Source organism: Paenibacillus sp. FSL M8-0142 (genome assembly GCF_038597315.1).
GTDB lineage: Bacteria > Bacillota > Bacilli > Paenibacillales > Paenibacillaceae > Paenibacillus_AQ > Paenibacillus_AQ lactis.
This window is the reverse complement of sequence record NZ_CP152008.1, coordinates 1,496,313-1,517,926: the sequence shown is the minus strand read 5'-3', so window position 1 is coordinate 1,517,926 and position 21,614 is coordinate 1,496,313. Positions and strand designations below refer to the sequence as shown.

The following is a 21,614-nucleotide window of genomic DNA, read 5'->3' as shown; positions in this document are numbered from 1 at the left end:
TACGTATGTATCCCGATTGTCCCTTTCTATTGTAACTGTTTTTTTCAAAGAGGAAACCTTTTGACGGCAAAAATAAAATACCCCCCATACCCCCCTTCTAAAATCGATCGGGGATTTGCCCCCGCCATTCATTAAAAGAGAGGTACTTGGCTGATTACTACTACCATGCTATGCAGCCTGGCCGAATCTTATTATTCCTTCTTCCGGGCTTACGCCTTCAGTTCCTTGCTGACCGTCAGCCGAACCGGGCAATGATCGCTGCCCAGCACATGACAATCGATTTCGGCATCGACCAGCTTCTCGGACAATCGGGCCGATACGAGGAAATAATCAATTCGCCAGCCGATGTTCCGTTCCCTGACCTTGGCCATATACGACCACCAGCTGTATACATCCGTCCTGTCCGGATAAAAGAATCGGAATGAATCGATAAAGCCTGCTGCGAGCAGATCGGTCATCTTCCCGCGCTCCTCCAGTGTAAAGCCTGAATTGCCGAGATTGGACTTCGCGTTCTTCAGGTCGATCTCCTGGTGGGCGACGTTCAAATCGCCGCAAATAATGACCGGCTTGACCGCATCCAGCTCCTGCAAGTAACGGCGGAACCGTTCCTCCCACTCCAGCCGGTACGAAAGCCGGCTCAGGTCGCGCTTGGCGTTCGGCGTATAGACGTTCACCAGGTAGAAATGCTGAAACTCCAGCGTAATGATTCTTCCTTCCGGCTCCTCGTCTTCCTCGATCCCGTAACGGACGGACAGAGGCTCCAATCGGGTGAACACGGCCGTTCCCGAGTATCCCTTCTTCTGGGCGTAGTTCCAGTACTGGCGATAGTCGGAGCCTAACTCAAGCTCGATCTGCCCCTCTTGAAGCTTCGTTTCCTGCACGCAAAATATATCCGCATCCGTCTGCTTGAAATAATCGAGAAAGCCTTTATTCACACAGGCACGCAGCCCGTTCACATTCCATGACACCAGCTTCATATTGGGAACCTCCATGATATCCGTATCTTTTCGTTTGCTGAATCTATGAATCTACTAAATTCTATAATGGTATCATGTCTCGGCGGGAAGGGACAAGGCAGCTTTACGCATTCATTTAAACTTCATGAACGAAAAAGGAGCTTTCCCGTGCATAATCCCGCACCGAAACTGGAACAACATAAACGTTTGCGATCGTTTCGCTTATTCGAAGCGCCCGCAATTCGATGGATATTTCGCATAAGGAGGAGTACAGCATGACAGGAAGAAACAGTAAACCTAAGAACGACGGTCCGTCCAGCAGTCCTGAACGTTTGGACCAATACGGCGATAAGCTGGCAAACGAGAATGAGGAAGAGTTTACTTCGGCGGCCGAGGAGCACTGCAGGGATCAGGACTAGCGATGGATATCGCCAACATGCATTCCTTATAATTCAATAACAAAAACACCCGTCCATGCGAAGGTGTTTGGATCCCTGTCTTATAAACGGGGAGCCGTCCCTTGCAATGCAGCGGGTGTTTTGTTGCTGTATTTTTTTTAATTCAGAGCCAAATTTCCTGTCTGTGCATGCACCGCCGTTCCGTTTGGTTAAGCTGTTACGCCGTACCGGTTGCCGTCGGGGTCCGTCAGGGAGAAGCCTTTGACCCCCTCAAAATCCTCAATATCACCCACATCCGCTCCCTTGGCCTTCAGCTGTTGATGCATTCCTTCAACATCCTTGGCATGAATGTTGAAATACTGTCCTACACCGTAATTATTTTTAGGAAACACCGGCTGCTTTATCTCATCGGAACGCACCAGACAAAAGCTCACCTTCTCATCGTTCATTCGCATGACAATCGCTTCGGGTTCATCCGTATGAATGATCTCGAGTCCCAGCATCTGGGCATACCATGCCGCAGAACGCCTCAAATTACTCACCGGCACAAAGATACCTACGCCGTACAATTGGGGTTTGGCCAATCTCCAGTCTCCTCTCTCATTACGAGTTTGATTGTGTTCCAACACCTAAATAACGATATTCACGTTAGAACCAAACAATCCTCCCCAAAAAACTTGCTTACTCCGTAATCATCCACACATTCCCGTCCGGATCCTCCATATAAAATGCAAGAGAACCGCGAACCCGTCTCAATCTGCTGATTCGGATGCGCAGCTTGGTCAATTGGAGGTATGAAGCACAGATCGCTTTCGGATCCCTTCTCCGGAAAGCGTCCACGAGCGCGTCCATATCCAGCCCTTCGGCTGCATCCGCATGGGTCCTCACTTCCGGCTTAGCTTCAATGCCTGCCTGCTGCAGCTGGTGCAGCTTTCTCAGCCTGGCCCGTGCACGGCCGAGCGACACTTGTACCGTCCCTTCCGACATGGAGAGAAAATCAGCCGTTTCCCCGGCTGTGAAATCCAGCACGTCCATCAGCAGCAAAATGACAATCGCGCGTGGAGATAACCGGTCTGCTAATGTCTCCAGAAGCTCCCTCGTTGATAATCCGCCATCCTCGCCGGGTCTGTCCTTCAGCTCCTCATCCGTAACGCTCTTGACGGATTTCTCTTTCCTCAATCGGTCTTTCCATGCATTGCTTGCTATTCGATATAAATAGGCATTGGTAATTGGCCGATCAGGCTTGATTTCAACCGCCCGCATCACTTTGATCATCGTTTCCTGCAGAAGATCTTCAGCTTCCCAGCGTTCCCCGGTCACATGCAGACAGTATTGATGCAGCTTGGCCTGAAGAGCGGGTACATCCAGCGCATATTTTGACATCACAGCCCACCTCGCTAACTAAGTTCTCTGGAAGCTGAAGTTTTCCTGCACAAATTTCGGATGCAGTTACTTATAAACGAAAAATGCGGTAAAAGCCCCTTCCATCAAGAGCAGCCTGCCCGGTTAACACCGCAATCAACAAAACGTGCATTTTTCATGCGTCAACTTCTCTGGAAGTTCAGGTATAAGTTGCTAAGAGTACGGCATCCTAAGAACAAATCTCTCCATGATCCAGGGATATCGCCCTCAATCGGCGGCAATGCCCAATCATTCACTCATTCTTTACTCTTACTAATCTGAAAGGGAGGGAGCATAGATGAGATCCAGTGCCAATGTAAAGAGCGAACTGCTTGAGAATGTGAAAAGCCGGCTTTCCGGCTGCGGGGATGTAAGCTATCAGTCCTTGAGGCTTCATGGGTCTGACTGCACGTTGATATTTATAGGGCCCATCATTGACTTTAGCTCCTTGCACGGGCATATCGTCACCCCTTTGCTTAAGGAATCGGCCAAGGTTGAGCATCATTTCGATGATTTTATCGACCGGCTGGACCGGGGGGATTTGCTGTCGATTCCATTCGAACGCTCCGATTCAGCAGAGCATATTGCCAACGCGATCGTCGAGGGCAGCGCGGTTCTTCTTATCGAGGAGACCGCGGAAGCTTACCTGTTCGATATTGTATTGTATCAGAAAAGAGCCGTATCCGAATCCCAGAACGAGCTGGTCGTGAATGGCCCTCAGGAAGCCTTTATCGAGGATATCAGCACCAATCTATCGCTGCTGCGCCACAAAATCAGGCACCCCGACCTGAAGACGATCCGATTCCAAATTGGAAGGTATACAAAAAAGCCGTGTATATGGTTTATATCGAAGGATTGGCCAAGCCGGAGGTTGTACAGGAGGTCAATCAGCATCTCGCTGCGATCGATATTGACGGAACATTCGGGATCAGCACCTTATCCGAGCAGATGAAGGAAGGGGTACGGTCTCCGTTTCCCCAGTTCCAATATACGGAGCGTCCCGACTCGGTAGCGGCATCGCTCCTCGAAGGCCGGGTGGGCATCATGCAGGACGGGACGCCGTCGGCTCTCATCGTACCGGTAACCTTGATGTCGCTGCTGCAATCGTCCGAGGATTACTACCACAGCTTCTACTCCTCAAGCTGGATTCGGCTTGTCCGGTTCGCGTTCGGACTCATGTCCCTGCTGATGCCTTCCTTGTATGTGGCCATCACGACATTCCAGCCCTCCATCATTCCGACCGATCTGTTGATCACGATCTCGGCGTCAAGGGAGAATATTCCGTTCACGGCGCTGGCGGAAGCGCTCATTATGGAGCTGACGTTTGAAGCGCTTAGGGAGGCGGGCACCCGCATTCCGAAACCCGTCGGCCAGACGATCTCCATTATCGGAGCAATCGTCATCGGACAAGCGGCGGTCGAGGCCGGCATCGTCTCCAACCCGATGGTTATCGTCGTATCGATTACGGGCATCGCTTCTTACATCATTCCTAATTTTGAGCTCGGGCTGGCTTTCCGCCTTCTGCGCTTCCCGATCCTGATTCTGGGAGGAACGCTCGGGCTCATCGGCGTATTCGCAGCTGCATTTCTGGTGTACGGCCATATGGCTTCCCTGAAATCGTTCGGAACGCCCTATTTGCAGCCCATTGCTCCCCTGATCCTGTCAGATTGGAAAGACGCGTTTTTCAGGGCTCCTTCCAAAATGATGAAGAAGCGTCCGAAAACCTATGCTTCTGGAAACAACACAAGGAGACAAAAGCCATGAGAGCGTTAGTCCTACTTCTCCTGGTCATAACGCCGCTCTTCACCCTTGCCGGCTGCGGATTCATGATGACCAAAGTCGAAATCAACGAACAGACTTTCGTGTTTGCGATGTACATCGACAAAGGGAAGCAGCCTAATACCGTCGAGGTTACGATCAGCGCCCCGCTGCCTAACCGGCTGACTTCAGGTTCCCAGGCAGGGGGCCAAGCAAGCGGGGATCCGTATGCGATGGTTACCAAAAGCTCCGTTACCGTTCAGGATGCACTGAGTTTAATTCAGCGGGATTTGACTCGTCGCTTCGACTTCAGCCATACACGAGCCGTCGTGGTTGGTCATCGTTATGCAGAGGACGGCTTGCACGATCTGATGGACTGGTTTCAGCGGGAGCCGACGACGGACCTCGATACCTACCTGTTCGTAGCACCGGGAAAGGCGACACAAGTAGCCTCCCTGACCCCCGTCTTCGAGCAAATGCCTTCCGAAGTTCTGGCCCGGATAGGCGATCAGCATAACGTCATCGGCACGACTTTTCTGGATTGCCTCGTCGCGGCATCGGCCAACCAGGGCTATGCGCTGACCTATTTGAGCGCCGGCATGAAGCCCATGATCGCCGATCAGGGCAAGCCAGAGCCTTGGGTCGGCGTTCATGGAACCGCGCTATTTCAAGATCACAGGCTTCGTACCACCCTTCCGCTAGAGCCTTCGCTGACGATCAGCTGGGCTGAAAATCAGCTAAGGGGTTCTTTATACACGGTGAGCTGGGATAAATCCGGAAAAGCGAGCGTGTATCTAATCCAAAACCGGGCGAAGAAGTCGGTAAGGTTGGTGGACGGCCGTCCCGTGTTTACGATCAAGCTAAAAGGAATCGGCGATGTCATATTCAAGAGGAACGGCATTCAGACGGATTCGCTATCCGCCAAATATGCCATCGAACGGGAATTGAACGAGGTGATCAAGGAGCACCTGGCAACGGCCATACGCACCTCTCAAAGGGAACGCGCCGACATCCTGCAGCTCGGCATGCTCCTTGACTGGAACTATCCCGATTATTGGGAGAAGGTTCGAAGTAACTGGTCCCAGGCTTATGCCAACGAGGCTGTAATCGAGATCGTAGCGGACGTCAAGGTCCGTAATTTCGGTTCCGTGCTCAAATCCAAGCCTGAATAAGGAGGCATCAGGGGATGTTATTCTTTGTGTTTTTAGCGTATTCCCTACTGGAATGGTTCGTTGCTAGGCAAAAGCCGGGCCGCGAGAAATGGACGGTGCTCGCTCTGATTGTCGTCATGTCGATATGGAGCGCGTTCGCGCTTTGGATGAACGGATGGCCGACCCCGAACCAGCTGATTCGCTTTGCTTTTGGCTGGCTTGACCAATAACTTTGAAAGGAGCCCTTTTCGCGATGGTGAATAAAACCCCTTGGCAATTGTTCCGATTCGCCTTCGTATACCTGAATGCGATCCCGACAGGATTTTTAGTTACCCCTCTGCTGTGGGGCTCGGCGTACTTGGGATGGATGGCCATCCTGATTGGATGGGGCGCCAACTTGATCCTTCTATGGTTCATCGTCAAGGTTGGGCGCTGGGATCCCGACCGCTCCTGGATCGACTTCGGCCAGGACCTGCTGGGAAAATGGATCCACTATCCGATCATCTTGCTGATTCTCTTCTGGTCCGTCAATTATATCGGGCTCGATATCGAGGGCTTTACCCTATTCTTCGACACCAATTACATGCGGGAGACGCCGCAATGGTTCATCATCTTGATCGTCGGCCTCGTCGTCACCCTTACCGCGCGTTGGGGGATGGAGACGCTAGTTTATATCTCCGACGGGCTGTTCATTGTCATTGTGCTGACGATTTTGCTCATGAACATGTTTTTTTTCCAAGATGCGGACTTCAATATGGTACCCGCCATGTACAGACATCATAACTACGGGGACGTCTTTAAGGATTCGCTGATCACCCTCGCCTATTTCGCGGAATGGGTCGTGTTTCTGTTCCTCGCCCCTTACCTTCAAATCGATCGGAAGGCATTCCGAAACCTTGCGGCCGCAAGCGCAATGGTTGCGCTTGGCGTATTGCTCCAGTGGGCCTCCTCCCTGCTAAGCTTCGGACCTTATATCGGCCGGGAGCTGCAGTACCCGCTCGTGGAATTGCTGCGGGCGGGAAGAGGGTTCCTCGGCAATTCCGATCCGTTCATAATCGGATTGTGGAGCAGTTCCATGTTCCTGCATAGCGCATTCCTGATCCATATCAGTGTCCGGTGCCTTGCCAAGCTGCTTGCGCTAAAGGAAATGGACGCCACGCTGATTGCGGTGATCGGCGGAACACTCTATCCTGGCGTTCCAATATTCCAAGAACCCGGTCCTGTTCCAGCAGGATTTTAGTTCTTCCTCGATGATTGCGTTTTTCCTTCTCGTCGAATGCATTCCGATCCTGTATTGGATCGCCTCCCTTTTTCGCAGAGGAAGGCGACAGCGGCGAAATGCAGCATGATCTTATGACCGCTGGTCGTTAGTAACACCCGGATAAACAAAATAGATAGATAGGTGGGAGGCGGATGCTACCTCCCTTCCATTTTGTAAACGGCAAGCCCTATGAATCTCGGCGGATGAATGCATGTTACCATCAATCGCTTGATCTACCGCTGGTTGTACCGAAAAATTTAACAAAAATTAGGATTTTTCATGAAAGCGCTTCCCGAAAATAGTTCTTTTATTGTAAGAAATTGGCATATTATATAGTACAGTAGAACCAGCAAACAAGGGTGGCAGCGGGAGGTGATAGGCATGGGCGTGAATGAAGCATTGGCTCTAATGATTTCGTTCGCCACTCTGGTCGTTTCGATCCTTGCTTTCCATAATAAGAAATAGACCCATCCCTCAGGAAGATGAATCTATTTCTTGTGTCTGGGCAGGAGCAAGCATTCAGCCGCCCTGTAAGCGGTGTCTGCTGTACCCCCGGAGTCGGCGGCATCCGGCTCCGTTTTGTGATACACAAAAATATCCTATTCCGTTTTCGGCGGCATTATGACTGGAGATCTTTTTTATCAAGTATTCAGTATCGGCTTAACCTCTTGCAGAATACGGGCCATCTCTTTAGCACTTTCCTCATACATTTTCTTTGCAGCTTTGTCCTTGGTGCTTAAGCTGAACAGCTCCAGATCCGCCTGGCATTTCTTCAAATTCGCGAACAGTAAGGCTCTCTCCTGGTTCTTGGGCTGCTGCATTTGGTCGTCATATAAATCAATGGTCAATCCGCCAAAGGTATCCACCTGTGCAAAGTACACATCTTTGAGCTTGACGCCCTGCTTGTCCAGTTCATCCTTAAGCCAGCTTTGGCTGAAACCCATGACGCGCAGCGGCTCATCCAAAATTTTACCGTCCATAATGACCGCCTGCGGCATTTTTTCAGGGGCAATCTTAACGCCCAAATCCTTCGGCGTGACCGGAAGCGTATCACGCTTCTGCAGCACGGTGATATCCCCGCTGGACTCCATGATGGCAAATTCGACGTCAGCAATCTGGAAGATGTCCTTTTTCCGCAGCTGCTGCATCAGATCATCGGAGGTCAAACGTTCTTTTTTCATATTGTCTTCCAAAACCTTGCCGTCCTTGATGAGCACCGTAGCTTTAAAATCGATAAAATCCCTTACCTTCTTGCTCTTCATTTGGGAGTATTCAATCAGCAAAGAGCAGAGCACCCACACTCCCAGGGCAATCAGTCCAAGATACCAATTGGCTTCCAAATCGAGCGAGATGTAAGCAGCCAAGCTGCCGATCGTAATTCCCGTTAAGTATTCGAAAAAGGACAGCTGCGTAACCTGCCGTTTACCAAGGGCTTTGGTCAGCAAAAACAGAACAATTACAGCACACAGCGTCCGTAGGATAATTTCCAGCCATTGCGGCATAAGAGTGCCCTCCAATCCTTGATGGGTTGTCGCGATATATCATCTTTATAAATTATGGACAAAAGTACGCTATGAAATCACGCCACTATTTTCCTGTCCGTCTTAAACGCATGTTCCTGGCCGAAATGTGTACATTAGTTCAAGAAAGGAGTGATAACGAACCATGACCGTAGCATCCGATGTCAAAACCTGCCTCTCTTCCTTGAAAAGCGCGCAAGCCAGCCTTGAGCAGTTTGCTCTGTCCACACAGGATGAGAACGCTAAGAACATGTTCACCCAAGCGGCTCAGCAAACCCAGCAGATCGTAGACCAAGTAGCTCAGCGCGTGCAGCAGCTTGAACAGGAGGAGCCTCAATACAAAGGCTTCTAAATCTCCCGCATCAACAAAACATCTAAATAGGATTCGGCGTCTTGGCCGAAGCTCACCCCCGGACCATTCACGGTCAGGGGGTTGTTTATTATGTTGGGAACTTTGATATTGAGTTATCCCCCATGGCAAGGTAAAGTGTTAAAATAATGGTATTGTTTATAAAGGGGGCAGCATGTATGACGAGTGACACACCAAAGCTGGATGTCATCACATTCGGCGAGTCGATGGGATTATTTTATCCGGAAGGGCCCCGGGGCATCGGCCAAGGAGGAAGCATGGCCCAGTCCTTCGGCGGTGCGGAGAGCAACCTTGCAATCGGTCTTGCGCGGCTTGAGTGCACGGCAGGCTGGTTCGGCAGACTCGGTCGCGATCCGGTCGGCACCGGCATTTTGAAAACGCTTCGGGGAGAGGGGGTCGACGTTTCAAGGGCTACCCAGACCGATGAAGCGCCGACAGGAATTATGCTGCGGCAGACCGTTCGCGGACAGTCCTCCGTTTACTACTACCGCAAGGACTCTGCGGCAAGCAGGATGACCCCTGCGCATGTGGATGCCGAATACATAGCACAAGCTAAGATCGTTCATATCACCGGCATCACTGCTGCCCTAAGCGGCAGCTGCCTGGAAACGATCCGGCATGTGGTATCCCTATGCAAGGAGCATGGCGTCCGGATCAGCTTTGATCCGAACCTGCGACTCAAGCTGTGGAGCATAGAGGAGGCTCGTCCCGTCTTGCTGGAGCTTGCGGCTTCCTGCGATTATTTCCTTCCTGGATATGACGAATGCAAGCTGTTGTTTGAGACCGAGGATGAAGAGGTCATTACCGAGCAGCTCCGGAAGCTGCCGGGGATGAGCATAATCAAAAGCTTCAACGGAAGCAATGTGATTGTGCACAGAGAACAGACGTATTCCCTTCCGTTTGAGAAAGTGGGCCAGGTCGTCGATACGGTAGGTGCTGGAGACGGGTTCTGTGCCGGCTTCCTCGCCGGAGTTGCTAAGGGCTGGTCGCCGGAGGAAGCGCTCTCGTTAGGCGGTCTGACCGGATCGATGGTTATCCAGGCTCCAGGCGACTGGGAAGCCCTTCCGACTTGGGACGAAGTGCTGCAGCGCCGCGGACAAGCCGCCCACATCGAGCGTTAAGAGGCATAGGCTGTTTTACGTCTTTCCACTCCAGCAGTGTTTACGCTAGGCCTTGATCCATTCATTTAATAACCGATAGGAGTGTTACTATGAAGAAACTCAGACTGATCCAACAAATTCATGATGCCGGCGTCGTGGCGGTGCTTCGCGGGGACTCGCCGGAAGAAGTCGTCGAGGTCGCCCAGCGTGCCATTGAAGGCGGTATCAAAGTGATCGAAGTGACGATGACCGTTCCGTTCGCCACCGAAGCAATCACCCGGCTGGCAAAAATGTATTCCTCGGAGGATCCGCAAGCCGACAATTATGCCATCATTGGCGCCGGCACCGTGCTGGACTCGGAAACCGCAAGACTGACCATCCTGGCCGGTGCGGAGTTTGTCGTATCCCCTGGCTTTGACCGGGACACCATCATGCTCTGCAACCGCTACCGCGTTCCGGTAATGCCGGGGGCCGTCACCGTACATGACATTGTCGCCTCCCTAGAGCTCGGTGTGGATGTCATTAAGCTGTTCCCGGGCAATCTGTACTCGCCATCCGTGATCCCATCCCTTAAGGGCCCGCTCCCGCAGGCGAACATTATGCCTACCGGCGGGGTGAACCTCGATAACCTCCATGAATGGATCAAGGCCGGTGCATTTGCAGTCGGAATCGGTTCAGATTTAACCAAGGATGCGATGAAGAGCGGCAACCTTGATCTGATTTCGGAGAAGGCCCGTGCATATATCGATGCATTCAAGAAGACCAAGGCCTAACTTGTACGTATGCAAAAGGACTGCCGCGCATTCGCTGTGGCAGTCCTTTTTTAGATGATGTCCCCTCTTCTCTTCCCCGCCGACGGCTTGCTGCGTGCATTCAGAAGCGCCGTTCCCGCAGTGCTTGTTGAAGCACGCCGATCATAACCTTCTCGTTCTTCGATGACCATGCTTTAGCGTACAAAGCCCGGTTGCCACGCCCCCAGACAAGATCGTGAAGATGGAGTTAACAAACGTATTGCCTGAGAGAACAGCACCTCCGATGCCGATGATCACCGCATCCATCAGCAGAATGATGATTCCGACATTCAGAGGCACATACTTGGACAGAAAATGCGCCAGCAGGTCCGTTCCCCCCGTACTTGCGTCATTTCTTAGCATCAGACCAAGGCCTGTCCCGATCAGAGCGCCGCCAATCATGGCGCTGGGTATGGCGCCGGGGGCAAACACACGCAATACATCCCCTTGATACGGGGACAGCAAATCGATGACAAACGAAGAGATCAGCATGCCTGATAAGCTGTTGTAAAATATTTCACGATTAAGGACCCAAGCCGCAATGAATATGGGGACACTGCACAAGATGATGACAAAGCCGATATGTAGGTCAAACACATAATTAGCAATGAGAGCAATACCGATCACGCCGCCATCCAGCACTTTTTGCGGGACAAGAAAGAAATTGGTCCCCATCGCGATCAGGAAGCTTCCGATCACGATGATGACATGTTTTCGAAATGACAGCATATCCAACAGCTCCATTTATAAGGCATGTCTCATTTATATGCTCGTCAAATCGAAAAATTGCGGCCTTATCCTTGTTGATTTCAAAAAAATTCCACTCTATAAGCGCAAAACCACCTGTACGAAGGGCTACGCCTTGACATAAATCAATCGTTCCGTTCGCGCCATCACTTTGGTCTTCATGTAGGGATGGTTCTCATAACAGTAATCGATAAAATGCCCCGGTCTTTCCCCGTTCCACGGGAATACGTCATAGTGGAGTGGGATCGTCAGCTCGAAGCCCGCTGCTGCAGCAAGCTCAGCCGCCTCACGGAAGCCCATATTGCCCACGATCCCATCCTGCCTACGGAAGGCGTCTCCCCCGTTGATCGGCACCATGCCGATGTCAATCGCGTGATTCCGCAGCCGCTCAACAAGACCCGGGTAAACGACGGTATCGCCAGCATGATACATTAGCACGCCCGAAATATCAATCAAATACCCGACATACCGGTGTCCCAGCACCCGATCCTCCTCAAGCACTTCATGAGCCGCCGGCACCGCCATCAAGCGGAAGCCCTCAAGCTCCTGCCATTGGTCGCACGCGGCAGCCAGCAGCCGGTCTTCGGCAACTCCTGCGTCTCGCATCGCCTCATGACAGATTGCCGGCGCGACAAAGCGGGTGTCCGGGTTATTCTTGGCGATAACCGAGATCGTCCCCAGGTCCATATGATCATCGTGCTCATGCGTAATCAGCACCACATTGGCATTCGTAACATGCTGCGGCTTAAGCGGAGCTGGAAAAGCCCGCTGGAGGTCGCTCTTCCGCTCCAGCTCGTCGGACAGATAAGGATCGATATAAATAACGGTCTCCCCGCCTTTAATTACAACGCTCTCCTGTCCCAAAAACCAAACCGCAGCCATTCCGTGCGGAGCGGATGTTCGATTCATCTCCCCGATCAGCTGCTCCGGTGTTCGTCCATGGCCGTTATGACGTCCATTCACTTGTCCCCTCTCCCTTCGGTTGATGTTGCAACAAACGGTGAGCACAGATGCTTCTGCTTATTCATCGACTCACCAGCCTCTGTATATACTGTACCCTAAATCAGCATCTTCTGGGAGCTTTTCATCGTAGGAATTGTGTTATGTTAAACGGGACAACGAAAAAAAAGAGCTGGAAAGGGGCTTGCCGCCTCTTATTCCAACTCGCATCAAGTATTTGGAGATATTTTTGCTTTAAAACCAGCAACATTCAAGAGATAATGCCGGTAAGATCGGGCTAAAATCCACTGCTCTATTTGCTTTCAACCGGCCGCTTCCACAAACCCAGCAGTACACCTGACAGCGCCGCGCCAATGATAACGGCCAGCAGGAACAGCAGCGCGTGGTTGGCCAAAGCCGCTACGAAAATCCCTCCATGCGGGGCCGGAACGTTAATGCTCCACAACTGTGTCAATCCGCCGGCAACCGCCGAACCGAGAATGCACGATGTCAGTACGCGCAGCGGGTCGGCAGCGGCAAATGGGATCGCGCCTTCCGTGATAAAGGAAAGACCCATAACATAGTTCGTAACCCCGGACTTGCGCTCCTGTTCCGTAAATTTGCGCTTGAAGAACGTCGTAGCCAGGGCGATTGCCAGAGGAGGAACCATGCCGCCGGCCATCACCGCCGCCATCATCGCGCCGTTCGTATTGCCGCTCGACGTAAATACGCCGATGGCGAATGCATAAGCCGCTTTATTGAAAGGGCCGCCCATGTCAATCGACATCATTCCGCCGAGAATCAGACCGAGAATGACGGCATTGCCCGTTCCGAGATTGTTCAGAATATCGGTCAGGCCAAGATTGATCCAGCTGAAGAACGGATCAAACAGATAGAACATGATGGTACCGGTGATCAGCAAGCCAACGACTGGATACAGCAATATCGGCTTCAAGCCGTCCAGTGCCTTCGGCAAGCCGGCAAACCATTTGCGAAGCAGAATGACGACATATCCGGCAAGGAAGCCGGCAGCCAAACCGCCGAGGAACCCGGAATTCGAATTCAGCGCCATCAGGCCGCCGACCATGCCGGGCATCAATGCCGGACGATCACCGATGCTTAAGGCAATGAATCCGGCAAGGACCGGAATCAGGAAGTGGAAAGCGCCTTCTCCTCCGCCGATCGTCTGCAGCAGCTGAAAGAGCGGATGATTCTCACCGGCAAGCTGCTCGATCAGGAAGGATACGGCCAGCAGAATGCCTCCGCCGACAACGAATGGCAGCATATGCGAAATCCCGTTCATCAGATCCTTGTAAATTTTGCTGCCGATGCCGCTGTGTCCGCCCTGCTGTTCTCCGGATGTCCCGCCGCCTTCGCTGCGGTAGATCGGCGCATCACCGCTCGCTGCCTTTCGAATCAGCTCCTCCGATTTGCGGATGCCGTCGCTGACTGGGCGCTGCAGCACCGGCTTGCCGTTAAAGCGGGCCATCTCGACCTGCTTATCGGCAGCAATGATGACGCCGGCGGCGCGCCGAATTTCCTCCTCGGTCAAAATGTTCTGCGCCCCTTCCGAGCCGTTCGTTTCCACCCGAATCTCGACGCCCATCTCTTGGGCTTTCTTCTTGAGCGCGTCCTCCGCCATAAACGTATGGGCGATCCCGGTCGGACAGGCCGTTACGGCAACGACGAAGGCGCCTTGCTCACCGGAGGCTGCTCCGTCCTGAACGGGTGCGGCTTCGATAGCGCTGTCAGACTCCGGACGCTTGTCCGATTGCTTCTCTGCTTCTTTCCTTTGCTTGGCAGCTTCCTTCTCGGCCTTTGCCGCTTCTTCTTCCGCCTGCTTGGCATCGAATAGCGCCGTTACTTCCTCAGGCGTCTTCGTCTCCATCAACCGGCTGATGAAATCGGCATCAATCAGCAGCCTGGAAAGTGCAGCAAGCGTCCGCAAATGGGTATTTCCCGCGCCCTCAGGCGCTGCAATCATGAAGAACACATAAGCCGGCTCGCCGTCCAATGCCTCAAAATCCACACCCTTGCTGCTCTTGGCAAATACGACGGTCGGTTCGTTCACCGCCCGGGTCTTCGCATGGGGCATCGCAATGCCTCCGCCGATCCCCGTGCTCGATTCCGCTTCCCGCTTCAGAATCGCTTCCTTGAACAGGACCGGATCATTGATTCGTCCGCTTGCGGCCAGGCTGGCAATCAGCTCGTCGATCGCCGCCTCCTTCGTTACCGCTTGCAGATCCATAATCATGGTCTGCTGAATCATTAATTCCGTTATTCTCATTATGGATAACACTCCCTTAATTTCTGCCTTAGATGTCTGCCGTTTCGCAGCCGCATTGCAAACATGCATGTCCTCACAATGGCGTGATCGTGACCTGTTCACGAAGTTTATCGATCATTTCTCTGGCTGCCAGATCGTCCGAGAACGCCGTTGCGCTTCCCGATGCAACCCCGGTCCGGAATGCCTCAAGCGGACTGTGCCCCAGAGACAGCGTGCCGACAAACCCGGCAATCATCGAATCGCCTGCGCCTACCGAATTCCGGACCGTTCCCGCCGGAACGTTGGCGTGATAAACCTGATCAGCCGTAATGAGCAGGGCTCCTTCTCCCGCCATGGAGATCATCGCATGCTGCGCACCCTGCTCAAGCAGCTTGCGGCCGTACATGACAAGCTTATCGCGCGAATCCATCGGGACGCCGAATAACTCGGCCAGCTCGTGATGGTTCGGCTTGACGACAAGCGGCTGCTGAGCCAAAGCCTTCATCAGCGCATTCCCCGTCGTATCGATCACGAATTCGGCTCCGCTCTTCTTGCACGCTTGAATTAACAGGTCGTAGAAGCCTGAGCCAAGCGATGGCGGAACGCTTCCGGACAGTACCGCGATATCGCCCGGCTGAAGCCGTGACAGCTTATGGACCAATTCATCGGCCTCCTCTTGCCGGATGCTCGGCCCGAGGCCGTTAATCTCCGTCTCGTCCCCGTGCTTAAGCTTGATGTTGATTCTTGTATCATCTTCAATCCTCACGAAGTCGGTGACGATCCCTTCCTTTCTCAGCGTCTCGTCGATAAACCGCCCGGTAAATCCACCAAGAAAGCCGATCGCGGTATTGTCTGCGCCGAGCTGGTTCAATACCCGCGAGACATTGATGCCTTTGCCCCCCGGGAACTTCAAGTCCCGGGCCATTCTGTTCAAGCTTCCAAGCTCGATATGCTCCACTTCCACGATGTAATCGATGGAAGGATTCAAAGTTACCGTATATATCATCATGATCCCTCAATTATGTTGGTTTTCTGTGCTATGGACTTCCGCCAGGCTTCCGGCAGCGATTCGGTAATCAACGTCGCTTCGCTTAAATCCAGCAGCTTAGCGAACGTGACTTCTCCGATCTTGCTGGAGTCCGCAAGAACATAGCTGGTAGCGGACAGCTGATGGGCCCGCCGTTTGATCAAGGCTTCTTCCGGATCCGGCGTCGTATACCCCATCTCGATATCGACGCCGTTCGTCCCGAGAAAGCAGCGGTCAAAGCGGAAGTTATCCATGTTTTGAAGAGCTATGCTGCCGATTACGGCTTTCGTGCGAATCTTCATCATGCCGCCCAGAAGATAGCTGTTGATGCGTTTGCTTACCAATGCTTCGATATGCGATAAGCCGTTGGTCACAACGGTCACGTTGCCTGCTTCGATAAACGGGATCATCGCCAATGTGGTCGTTCCCGCATCCAGATAAATGCTCTCGCCATCCTGTACCTGCTGCGCAGCCAGCTTGGCAACGGCATTTTTCTGTTGAATGTTTTTGAATGATTTCTCTTCCATTCCCGGCTCGGGGGCCTTTTGACTCGGCAGCGCTGCTCCCCCGTGAATACGCTTTAATAAGCGGCGTTCCTCAAGATCAATCAAATCACGCCGCACTGTAGATTCCGATGCTTCCAGGAGTTCGACCAATTCCTGCAATTTGACGACCCCGCGCTCTTGTAAGCGCTCTAAAATAACGCGGTATCTTTCTTCAGTCAGCATAATGAATCCCCTCCAGATCTAATCCTATCATATTTCGCGCAAAAAACAATCAAAAATAATCATAAACATTCATAATCCTTCAAATTATTGAATGGCATATTCCCTATATTTTTCATACCGCTCCAGCTTTATCCGCCCCGCTTGCTTCTGGCTCTTCTTCGTTGCGGCTGGGTTTTATCGTCCTAATGCCGACTCGCCTGCACCGTCTATAAACGTTTGTGCAAGTATGCCTCTTCACTATATACTGGTAACTAGGAAACTCTCACAGTATAGAAGAGGTGACATGGATGGATCAATTGAAAGAAGCCTACGAACGAATGGGCTTGCCGGAGGATGCGACCCGGGAACAGCTTGATGACAGGTATACCCTCCTCATGCGTCAGACCCGTTCGCAGCAAAGGCGTGAGCCGGACCGGGCGGAAGAGATTGAAGCCCGCTTCGCCGAGATTACCAAGGCCTACAAATTCATTCTTGATGAAGAGAACCGCAAGTCTCTGGAGGAATTGAATCAGAAGCGGTATGGAAAATACAAAAAACTGGCCGGAACTGCCGAGAAAACCGACCATTTCTTCCGTTATTATAAATTTCATCTGCTTGGGGGCATCGCCATTCTTGGCATTCTTGTGTATATCGCGATCAGCATCTTTAACCATCAGGCGGAAAAAGAGCGGCTGGCAAAGCTGCCCCCGGTAGACCTCTCCGTGATGTTCCTGGGGTCGTATTTCAACCCCGACGGCGGTACGGATGTCAAGCCGATTGAAGACGCGATTTTGGCACAGTTTCCCGAGTGGAAACGCGTAACCGTTAACATTAATTATGTGCCGGCGCTCGACTCGAACAATCCGCAGGACGCCGCCATGCTGCAAAAAGCGCTGCTCGTGCTGGCAACCGAAAGGCCTGACCTTTATATCATGGATAAGAATGCATTTGACTGGGTCGGCAATCAAGGCATGGTACGCCCGCTGGAAGCAGAAGTGAACGGCGAGCTGAAAGCGCTTGTGACACCGGAGATGCTTCTGAAGGGGGTCGACGAGGAAGACGGCACCGAGCATGTGTATGCCGTCGATATTATGGGAAGCAAGCTGGGCGAGGAAATTCCCGTGCTCAAGAACGAGATGTACGCAGGGATTCGTGAGGGGACGGAGAAGGACGCCAACGCAAAGCTCTTTATTCAGAGATATCTCGAAGCTTCTAAATAGCACGCAGCATTGAGGGAATAACAAAACCGCCCGGGAGGCAAGGAGTCGGCTCGCGATTCCCCTTACGCCGGGCGGTTTCTTTTATCTAAATAAGTGGAGAGTTATTGGTTAACGATCGTAGCAAGCGATGCAAATGCATGTGGCACAAAGCCCTCGGTCGGCTCGCGATGCGGGATATTCACACGGAAGATAAAGCCTTGACCATCGATTTCCGCTACGATATATTCCCGGGTCAGCTGCTCCCCTCGGGCAATCATGTACACGGGGGCATTTTTCAGCGCCTGATTTCTTTCATTCTCCTTCGCCTCAAGGACTTTACCCACTTCGGCCAATTCTTTCTCGGCCTCTTGCTTCAGCATGTCCCCGTTGTAATCCGAGGGCAGCTTCGTAATTTCTACATAGTAATCTGGATCCACATTCATTGTCAGCTTGCCGGTCTTCGCGTCAAACGAGAAGATATCGAATATATACAAGGAATACCCGTTTCCTGAAGCCAGCTTGGCGGTCTTCGTCTCCTTCATGCCTTCGAGCTCAAGCTCCACTTCCTTCGTGGCGGGAAGCTGCGAGGTATCCGCGCCTTGACCGCTGCCGGACTGCCGGACCGTTATTTTCGTCAGAATGAATTGCTTCAGCCCTTCATCGCCTTCAACCGGCTCCTCAAAGTATTCGAAGGCAACCTCTTCATTTCCCTGGAGTCCGGCAATGGCTTCGTTCATATGATCCCCGAGCCGGAAGGCGGTCGGTCCGTCTTCGGTTTCAATCTCTACGGAATGATTATCAATTTGACCCACATAGGTACCGGTCCCCTGTTTCGTTTCAGTGCTCTGACCCTCTTCCGGATCTCCCGGCTTTACCGGTTCTTGCTTTTCGCCTTCTTCAGGATTGGGCTCCACCGGCTGCACCGGTTCTTGTACTCCTTCTTCAACCGGATTCGGATCGACCGGGGGCTCTGCTGCCGGTTGTTCACCGCTGCACGCGGTAACGGCCAGAAGCAATACAGCCGCAGTTGTGAGTGCAACCAGCTTGTTCCGAGCTGCGCTCTTTCCCATAAAACCACCTCCTACCATTACGGACGAAGGAGGACCGATGAAGGTTGCGGTCGATTACCAATTCTTCTCAATATTTCCTGCCGCCACCCGGCCCGCCTGACAATATCATTCACTTTTACTATCAAACAAGGTATGCTAGTAGTACAGAGCAAAATAGTTGATAAAGGGAGATGTTCATGTCTGGAAAAATTAAAATATTCGCTGATAGTACTTGCGATCTGCCCTCTGCATGGATAGAAAAGCATCATATCGGAATTATTCCTCTCTATGTGGTATTTGGTGAGCAATCTCTGCGTGACGGCGTGGATATTACGCCTGAGCAGCTGTACGCCAAGGTCGACCAGGTAGGCCATCTGCCAAAGACAGCAGCTCCTTCCCCATCTGACTTCATCGCCGCCTTCACGCCTTCGATCGAGCAGGGCGAAGATATACTGTTTCTCAGCATTTCATCCGAGCTGTCCTCGACGTATCAAAACGCGCTGATCGCTGCCGGCGAGCTGCCTGAGGGCCGGGTTACCGTCTTCGATTCCCGCAATCTCTCCTGCGGCATCGGACTCCTCGTGATGAAGGCCGTGCGTGCAGCCGAACAAGGCGCCTCCATTCCTCAAATCGTGGAGCTGCTCAGCCGAACCGTCGATGAAGTGGAGTGCGAATTCGTTATCGATACGCTGGATTATTTGCATAAAGGCGGTCGCTGCTCCGGCATGCAGAACATCATCGGCAGCTTGCTGAAGATCCGTCCGGTGATTAAAGTCGTCAACGGCGGAATGATTCCTGCCTACAAGGTTCGCGGCAAGAAAGAAAAGGCACTGGACCAGATGATCCAAAATGCGCTCGCTCAGGCCCAGGACATGGACAATGATTTGATCATTGTTGTACATACGATGGCGGAAGAGGAAGCCCGGTTCCTGCAGAAGGAGCTGCAGGAGAAGACCGGTGCACGGGAGGTTGCCATCTCCACGGCCGGATGCGTCATCTGCAGCCATTGCGGACCGCATACCGTCGGCCTGATGTATACCAAGAAACCGGCCGTTTAAGAGGCTGTTTTTCTAAAATTCGTCGTTCCCGACTTTTTAAGCAGGGCTTTAAATGGTGGATTATTCAAAGACAGTTCTGCTGTGCAGTTAGCATCATGCAGAGCTGTTTTCTTTATGTCAAATTGCTTCATTGCAATATCCTAGACTTTGGTCCAGTTCCGCGGGATACTCGGGACCGAGGACATCCTCATCCAGAACATGGTATTCTTGAGTTAACTATTTCTTTATAGGAAGGAAGTAAGCTCGTATGTTGAAACGTACCATCCTCGCTCCCCTGCTCATTCTGCTCGGTGCTTACCTGCTGCTCAATCAAGGCGGCTCCGTTGGCGCCGGCTCCATCTTTGCCACCTTCTGGCCAACCTTGTTCGTGATTCCGCTGGGGCTGTTTTTTCACTGGATGTATTTCTCGCTGGTCGGGCGTCAAGGCATCGGCCTGCTCATCCCGGGAGGAATCCTGCTGACAGCCGGTGTCGTCAGCCAGATCGCTTCCTTATTCGACAGCTGGGACACGATGTGGCCGGGATTTATTCTCGCCGTTGCAGCCGGCCTGTTCGAATTCTACTGGTTCGGCTCGCGCAATAAATGGCTGCTGATCCCCATCAATATTTTGACCGTGCTGTCCCTGCTGTTCTTTGTTGTCTTCTCCATCGGTCCGATGCTGAACTATTTGTCCGTGATCCAGCCTGTCATTGCGGTTCTGCTCGTGCTCGGGGGTGCTTGGATCATACTCGGACGCAAGCGGCACAGCTGAATTCAAGCCGGCACGAATTCAATAACTCAAACAAAAGCTGCCACGGGAAACCCGGGCGGGCGGCTTGTGCGCATGCACAAAGAGGCTGTTCCAAGGTCCCATGACCTGGAACAGCCTCTTTTTATCATCAGGATGATGCCGCAGCCGCCAGCGTTCCCGATCCCGCGAACAGCTGGTGGACGCTCCGCAGATAACGGACCGTTTGGGTACCCGAATGCATCAGGACCGAGTGCGTCTCCGCCCGCTGTCCCGGCAGGAATTTCACGCCCTGCAGAAAATCCCCGGGCGTTACCCCGGTCGCCACGAACAGCACGCCTTCCCTTCCTACCATATCCTCCATACGGAGCAATTGCTCGGGATCCTGAAGCCCCATCCTGCGGCAGCGTTCAATATCGCCCGGCGTAACCGGAATCAGCCGGCCCTGAAGCTCGCCGCCAAGGCATTTCAGCGCGGCCGCGGCCAGCACCCCTTCAGGCGCCCCGCCGGACCCGACATAAAGATCGACCTCGCTGTCGGTGCAGGTTTCGATCGCTCCCATCACGTCTCCATGAGTGAGCAGCTTGATTCGAACCCCCGATTCCCGCAAAGCCGCAATCATGGCGCTGTGACGCTCACGGTCCAGAATGGATACCGTCAATTCCGATAACGGCTTATCCAGAATGACCGCCGCCTTCTGAAGCGTTACTTCGATCGGGTCGTCCAGGCTCAGCCTTCCCGCGAGCCGAGGACCAGCCGCCAGCTTGTGCATATAAATATCGGGTGCATGCAGAAGGCTTCCCCGCGGAGCTGCCGCGATCACCGATAGAGCATTATTCAAGCCGCTAGCCACCGTTTCAGTCCCTTCCAGCGGATCAACGGCAACATCCATCTTCGGTCCTTTGCCGCTGCCTACTCTTTCTCCAATATACAGCATTGGCGCTTCATCCATCTCGCCCTCACCGATCACGACCACGCCGTTCATAGCGACCGAATCGAAGTGCTTGCGCATCGCAAGCGTCGCAGCCTCATCGGCACTGTGTTTGTCTCCTCTGCCGGTCCACCGGGCGGACCTGAGCGCCGCTTCCTCCGTTACTCGTACCAACTCCAATGCCAATGAGCTCTCCATTGATCGTACCCTCCCTCTCCTATATGTTCCGTCATATAATTTGGACAGATTGAATGCATG

General features: G+C 52.7%; 23 protein-coding genes. 12 read left to right on the top strand and 11 right to left on the bottom strand.

The genetic code is table 11. From position 1 onward, the window contains the following. Window positions 1-209 precede the first annotated feature (209 nt). Window positions 210-977 (bottom strand): exodeoxyribonuclease III, encoded by a 768-nt coding sequence (locus NSQ46_RS07260; protein WP_342576586.1) that lies wholly within the window; start codon window positions 975-977, stop codon window positions 210-212. Window positions 978-1,231: 254 nt separating this feature from the next. On the opposite strand from NSQ46_RS07260, the gene NSQ46_RS07255 reads away from it, so the two are divergent. Further along, entirely contained in the window at window positions 1,232-1,375 is a 144-nt protein-coding gene (locus tag NSQ46_RS07255) for a hypothetical protein (RefSeq protein ID WP_007127338.1), read from the top strand. A 188-nt stretch (window positions 1,376-1,563) separates the two neighbouring features. Here the strand turns inward: NSQ46_RS07255 and NSQ46_RS07250 are convergent, their stop codons facing one another. Together NSQ46_RS07250 and NSQ46_RS07245 are read right to left on the bottom strand one after the other, a co-directional pair. After that, the gene (locus tag NSQ46_RS07250) at window positions 1,564-1,938 is read right to left on the bottom strand and encodes a VOC family protein (RefSeq protein ID WP_342576585.1); all 375 of its coding nucleotides are present in this window, start codon (window positions 1,936-1,938) and stop codon (window positions 1,564-1,566) included. 97 nt (window positions 1,939-2,035) lie between these two features. Then, the gene (locus NSQ46_RS07245) at window positions 2,036-2,737 is read right to left on the bottom strand and encodes an RNA polymerase sigma factor (protein WP_034272211.1); all 702 of its coding nucleotides are present in this window, start codon (window positions 2,735-2,737) and stop codon (window positions 2,036-2,038) included. Between the two features lie 316 nt (window positions 2,738-3,053). Between NSQ46_RS07245 and NSQ46_RS07240 the strand changes: the two genes are divergently transcribed. The 5 genes from NSQ46_RS07240 to NSQ46_RS07220 are packed head-to-tail and all read left to right on the top strand — an operon-like array spanning window position 3,054 to window position 6,904. After that, window positions 3,054-3,707, top strand: coding sequence for a spore germination protein (locus tag NSQ46_RS07240; RefSeq protein WP_342576584.1), 654 nt, complete (start codon window positions 3,054-3,056; stop codon window positions 3,705-3,707). After that, on the top strand, window positions 3,593-4,519 hold the full coding sequence (locus tag NSQ46_RS07235; protein WP_342576583.1) for a spore germination protein: 927 nt from the start codon (window positions 3,593-3,595) through the stop codon (window positions 4,517-4,519). The genes NSQ46_RS07240 and NSQ46_RS07235 overlap by 115 nt, the downstream gene beginning before the upstream one ends. Then, complete coding sequence (locus NSQ46_RS07230) at window positions 4,516-5,685, top strand: Ger(x)C family spore germination protein (RefSeq protein WP_007127334.1); 1,170 nt, start codon at window positions 4,516-4,518, stop codon at window positions 5,683-5,685. The genes NSQ46_RS07235 and NSQ46_RS07230 overlap by 4 nt, the downstream gene beginning before the upstream one ends. Window positions 5,686-5,699: 14 nt before the next feature. Continuing rightward, a complete protein-coding gene (locus tag NSQ46_RS07225) occupies window positions 5,700-5,894 on the top strand; it encodes a hypothetical protein (protein WP_007127333.1) in 195 nt (64 codons plus the stop codon). Between the two features lie 23 nt (window positions 5,895-5,917). Continuing rightward, window positions 5,918-6,904 carry a GerAB/ArcD/ProY family transporter gene (locus tag NSQ46_RS07220; protein ID WP_342576582.1) on the top strand — a complete coding sequence of 329 codons (987 nt, stop codon included), beginning with the start codon at window positions 5,918-5,920 and terminating at the stop codon, window positions 6,902-6,904. A 662-nt stretch (window positions 6,905-7,566) separates the two neighbouring features. Here the strand turns inward: NSQ46_RS07220 and NSQ46_RS07215 are convergent. After that, a complete protein-coding gene (locus NSQ46_RS07215; RefSeq protein WP_342576581.1) occupies window positions 7,567-8,427 on the bottom strand; it encodes a DUF421 domain-containing protein in 861 nt (286 codons plus the stop codon). 163 nt (window positions 8,428-8,590) lie between these two features. Between NSQ46_RS07215 and NSQ46_RS07210 the strand changes: the two genes are divergently transcribed. The 3 genes from NSQ46_RS07210 (at window position 8,591) to NSQ46_RS07200 (ending at window position 10,688) form a co-directional block, all read left to right on the top strand. Further along, complete coding sequence (locus NSQ46_RS07210) at window positions 8,591-8,797, top strand: DUF1657 domain-containing protein (RefSeq protein WP_007127330.1); 207 nt, start codon at window positions 8,591-8,593, stop codon at window positions 8,795-8,797. A 176-nt stretch (window positions 8,798-8,973) separates the two neighbouring features. After that, window positions 8,974-9,936: a sugar kinase gene (locus tag NSQ46_RS07205; RefSeq protein WP_341342321.1), complete on the top strand. Its 963-nt coding sequence runs from the start codon at window positions 8,974-8,976 to the stop codon at window positions 9,934-9,936. Between the two features lie 89 nt (window positions 9,937-10,025). Then, window positions 10,026-10,688, top strand: coding sequence for a bifunctional 2-keto-4-hydroxyglutarate aldolase/2-keto-3-deoxy-6-phosphogluconate aldolase (locus NSQ46_RS07200; RefSeq protein WP_007127328.1), 663 nt, complete (start codon window positions 10,026-10,028; stop codon window positions 10,686-10,688). Window positions 10,689-10,829: 141 nt separating this feature from the next. On the opposite strand, the gene NSQ46_RS07195 is transcribed toward NSQ46_RS07200, so the two are convergent. From NSQ46_RS07195 to NSQ46_RS07175, 5 genes are all read right to left on the bottom strand, one after another. Continuing rightward, entirely contained in the window at window positions 10,830-11,435 is a 606-nt protein-coding gene (locus NSQ46_RS07195) for a YitT family protein (protein WP_210094395.1), read from the bottom strand. A gap of 126 nt (window positions 11,436-11,561) precedes the next feature. Beyond that, window positions 11,562-12,416 (bottom strand): MBL fold metallo-hydrolase, encoded by an 855-nt coding sequence (locus NSQ46_RS07190; RefSeq protein WP_007127326.1) that lies wholly within the window; start codon window positions 12,414-12,416, stop codon window positions 11,562-11,564. A 289-nt stretch (window positions 12,417-12,705) separates the two neighbouring features. Continuing rightward, window positions 12,706-14,679 carry a fructose-specific PTS transporter subunit EIIC gene (locus NSQ46_RS07185; RefSeq protein WP_144877820.1) on the bottom strand — a complete coding sequence of 658 codons (1,974 nt, stop codon included), beginning with the start codon at window positions 14,677-14,679 and terminating at the stop codon, window positions 12,706-12,708. A 73-nt stretch (window positions 14,680-14,752) separates the two neighbouring features. Beyond that, window positions 14,753-15,664 (bottom strand): 1-phosphofructokinase, encoded by a 912-nt coding sequence (pfkB, locus tag NSQ46_RS07180; RefSeq protein WP_007127324.1) that lies wholly within the window; start codon window positions 15,662-15,664, stop codon window positions 14,753-14,755. Continuing rightward, window positions 15,664-16,413 carry a DeoR/GlpR family DNA-binding transcription regulator gene (locus tag NSQ46_RS07175; protein WP_341342322.1) on the bottom strand — a complete coding sequence of 250 codons (750 nt, stop codon included), beginning with the start codon at window positions 16,411-16,413 and terminating at the stop codon, window positions 15,664-15,666. The genes pfkB and NSQ46_RS07175 overlap by 1 nt, the downstream gene beginning before the upstream one ends. 287 nt (window positions 16,414-16,700) lie before the next feature. Here NSQ46_RS07175 and NSQ46_RS07170 point away from each other — a divergent pair, with 287 nt between their 5' ends. Then, window positions 16,701-17,612, top strand: a complete 912-nt coding sequence (locus NSQ46_RS07170; RefSeq protein ID WP_007127322.1) for a molecular chaperone DnaJ — start codon at window positions 16,701-16,703, stop codon at window positions 17,610-17,612. 101 nt (window positions 17,613-17,713) lie between these two features. Here the strand turns inward: NSQ46_RS07170 and NSQ46_RS07165 are convergent, their stop codons facing one another. After that, window positions 17,714-18,661: a hypothetical protein gene (locus tag NSQ46_RS07165; protein ID WP_342576580.1), complete on the bottom strand. Its 948-nt coding sequence runs from the start codon at window positions 18,659-18,661 to the stop codon at window positions 17,714-17,716. 176 nt (window positions 18,662-18,837) lie between these two features. On the opposite strand from NSQ46_RS07165, the gene NSQ46_RS07160 reads away from it, so the two are divergent. Beyond that, complete coding sequence (locus NSQ46_RS07160; protein WP_028403816.1) at window positions 18,838-19,698, top strand: DegV family protein; 861 nt, start codon at window positions 18,838-18,840, stop codon at window positions 19,696-19,698. A gap of 247 nt (window positions 19,699-19,945) precedes the next feature. Continuing rightward, on the top strand, window positions 19,946-20,449 hold the full coding sequence (locus NSQ46_RS07155) for a hypothetical protein (protein ID WP_007127319.1): 504 nt from the start codon (window positions 19,946-19,948) through the stop codon (window positions 20,447-20,449). Between the two features lie 127 nt (window positions 20,450-20,576). Here the strand turns inward: NSQ46_RS07155 and glpX are convergent, their stop codons facing one another. Next, window positions 20,577-21,554: a class II fructose-bisphosphatase gene (gene glpX / locus NSQ46_RS07150; RefSeq protein ID WP_342576579.1), complete on the bottom strand. Its 978-nt coding sequence runs from the start codon at window positions 21,552-21,554 to the stop codon at window positions 20,577-20,579. Between the last annotated feature and the right edge of the window lie 60 nt (window positions 21,555-21,614).

Coding starts and splice junctions, on each gene's coding strand:
- NSQ46_RS07260 (WP_342576586.1), bottom strand. CDS start 977: ATGAAGCTGGTGTCATGGAATGTGAACGGGCTGCGTGCCTGTGTGAAT.
- NSQ46_RS07255 (WP_007127338.1), top strand. CDS start 1,232: ATGACAGGAAGAAACAGTAAACCTAAGAACGACGGTCCGTCCAGCAGT.
- NSQ46_RS07245 (WP_034272211.1), bottom strand. CDS start 2,737: ATGTCAAAATATGCGCTGGATGTACCCGCTCTTCAGGCCAAGCTGCAT.
- NSQ46_RS07240 (WP_342576584.1), top strand. CDS start 3,054: ATGAGATCCAGTGCCAATGTAAAGAGCGAACTGCTTGAGAATGTGAAA.
- NSQ46_RS07235 (WP_342576583.1), top strand. CDS start 3,593: ATGGTTTATATCGAAGGATTGGCCAAGCCGGAGGTTGTACAGGAGGTC.
- NSQ46_RS07230 (WP_007127334.1), top strand. CDS start 4,516: ATGAGAGCGTTAGTCCTACTTCTCCTGGTCATAACGCCGCTCTTCACC.
- NSQ46_RS07225 (WP_007127333.1), top strand. CDS start 5,700: ATGTTATTCTTTGTGTTTTTAGCGTATTCCCTACTGGAATGGTTCGTT.
- NSQ46_RS07220 (WP_342576582.1), top strand. CDS start 5,918: ATGGTGAATAAAACCCCTTGGCAATTGTTCCGATTCGCCTTCGTATAC.
- NSQ46_RS07215 (WP_342576581.1), bottom strand. CDS start 8,427: ATGCCGCAATGGCTGGAAATTATCCTACGGACGCTGTGTGCTGTAATT.
- NSQ46_RS07210 (WP_007127330.1), top strand. CDS start 8,591: ATGACCGTAGCATCCGATGTCAAAACCTGCCTCTCTTCCTTGAAAAGC.
- NSQ46_RS07205 (WP_341342321.1), top strand. CDS start 8,974: ATGACGAGTGACACACCAAAGCTGGATGTCATCACATTCGGCGAGTCG.
- NSQ46_RS07200 (WP_007127328.1), top strand. CDS start 10,026: ATGAAGAAACTCAGACTGATCCAACAAATTCATGATGCCGGCGTCGTG.
- NSQ46_RS07195 (WP_210094395.1), bottom strand. CDS start 11,435: ATGCTGTCATTTCGAAAACATGTCATCATCGTGATCGGAAGCTTCCTG.
- NSQ46_RS07185 (WP_144877820.1), bottom strand. CDS start 14,679: ATGAGAATAACGGAATTAATGATTCAGCAGACCATGATTATGGATCTG.
- pfkB (WP_007127324.1), bottom strand. CDS start 15,664: ATGATATATACGGTAACTTTGAATCCTTCCATCGATTACATCGTGGAA.
- NSQ46_RS07175 (WP_341342322.1), bottom strand. CDS start 16,413: ATGCTGACTGAAGAAAGATACCGCGTTATTTTAGAGCGCTTACAAGAG.
- NSQ46_RS07170 (WP_007127322.1), top strand. CDS start 16,701: ATGGATCAATTGAAAGAAGCCTACGAACGAATGGGCTTGCCGGAGGAT.
- NSQ46_RS07165 (WP_342576580.1), bottom strand. CDS start 18,661: ATGGGAAAGAGCGCAGCTCGGAACAAGCTGGTTGCACTCACAACTGCG.
- NSQ46_RS07160 (WP_028403816.1), top strand. CDS start 18,838: ATGTCTGGAAAAATTAAAATATTCGCTGATAGTACTTGCGATCTGCCC.
- NSQ46_RS07155 (WP_007127319.1), top strand. CDS start 19,946: ATGTTGAAACGTACCATCCTCGCTCCCCTGCTCATTCTGCTCGGTGCT.
- glpX (WP_342576579.1), bottom strand. CDS start 21,554: ATGGAGAGCTCATTGGCATTGGAGTTGGTACGAGTAACGGAGGAAGCG.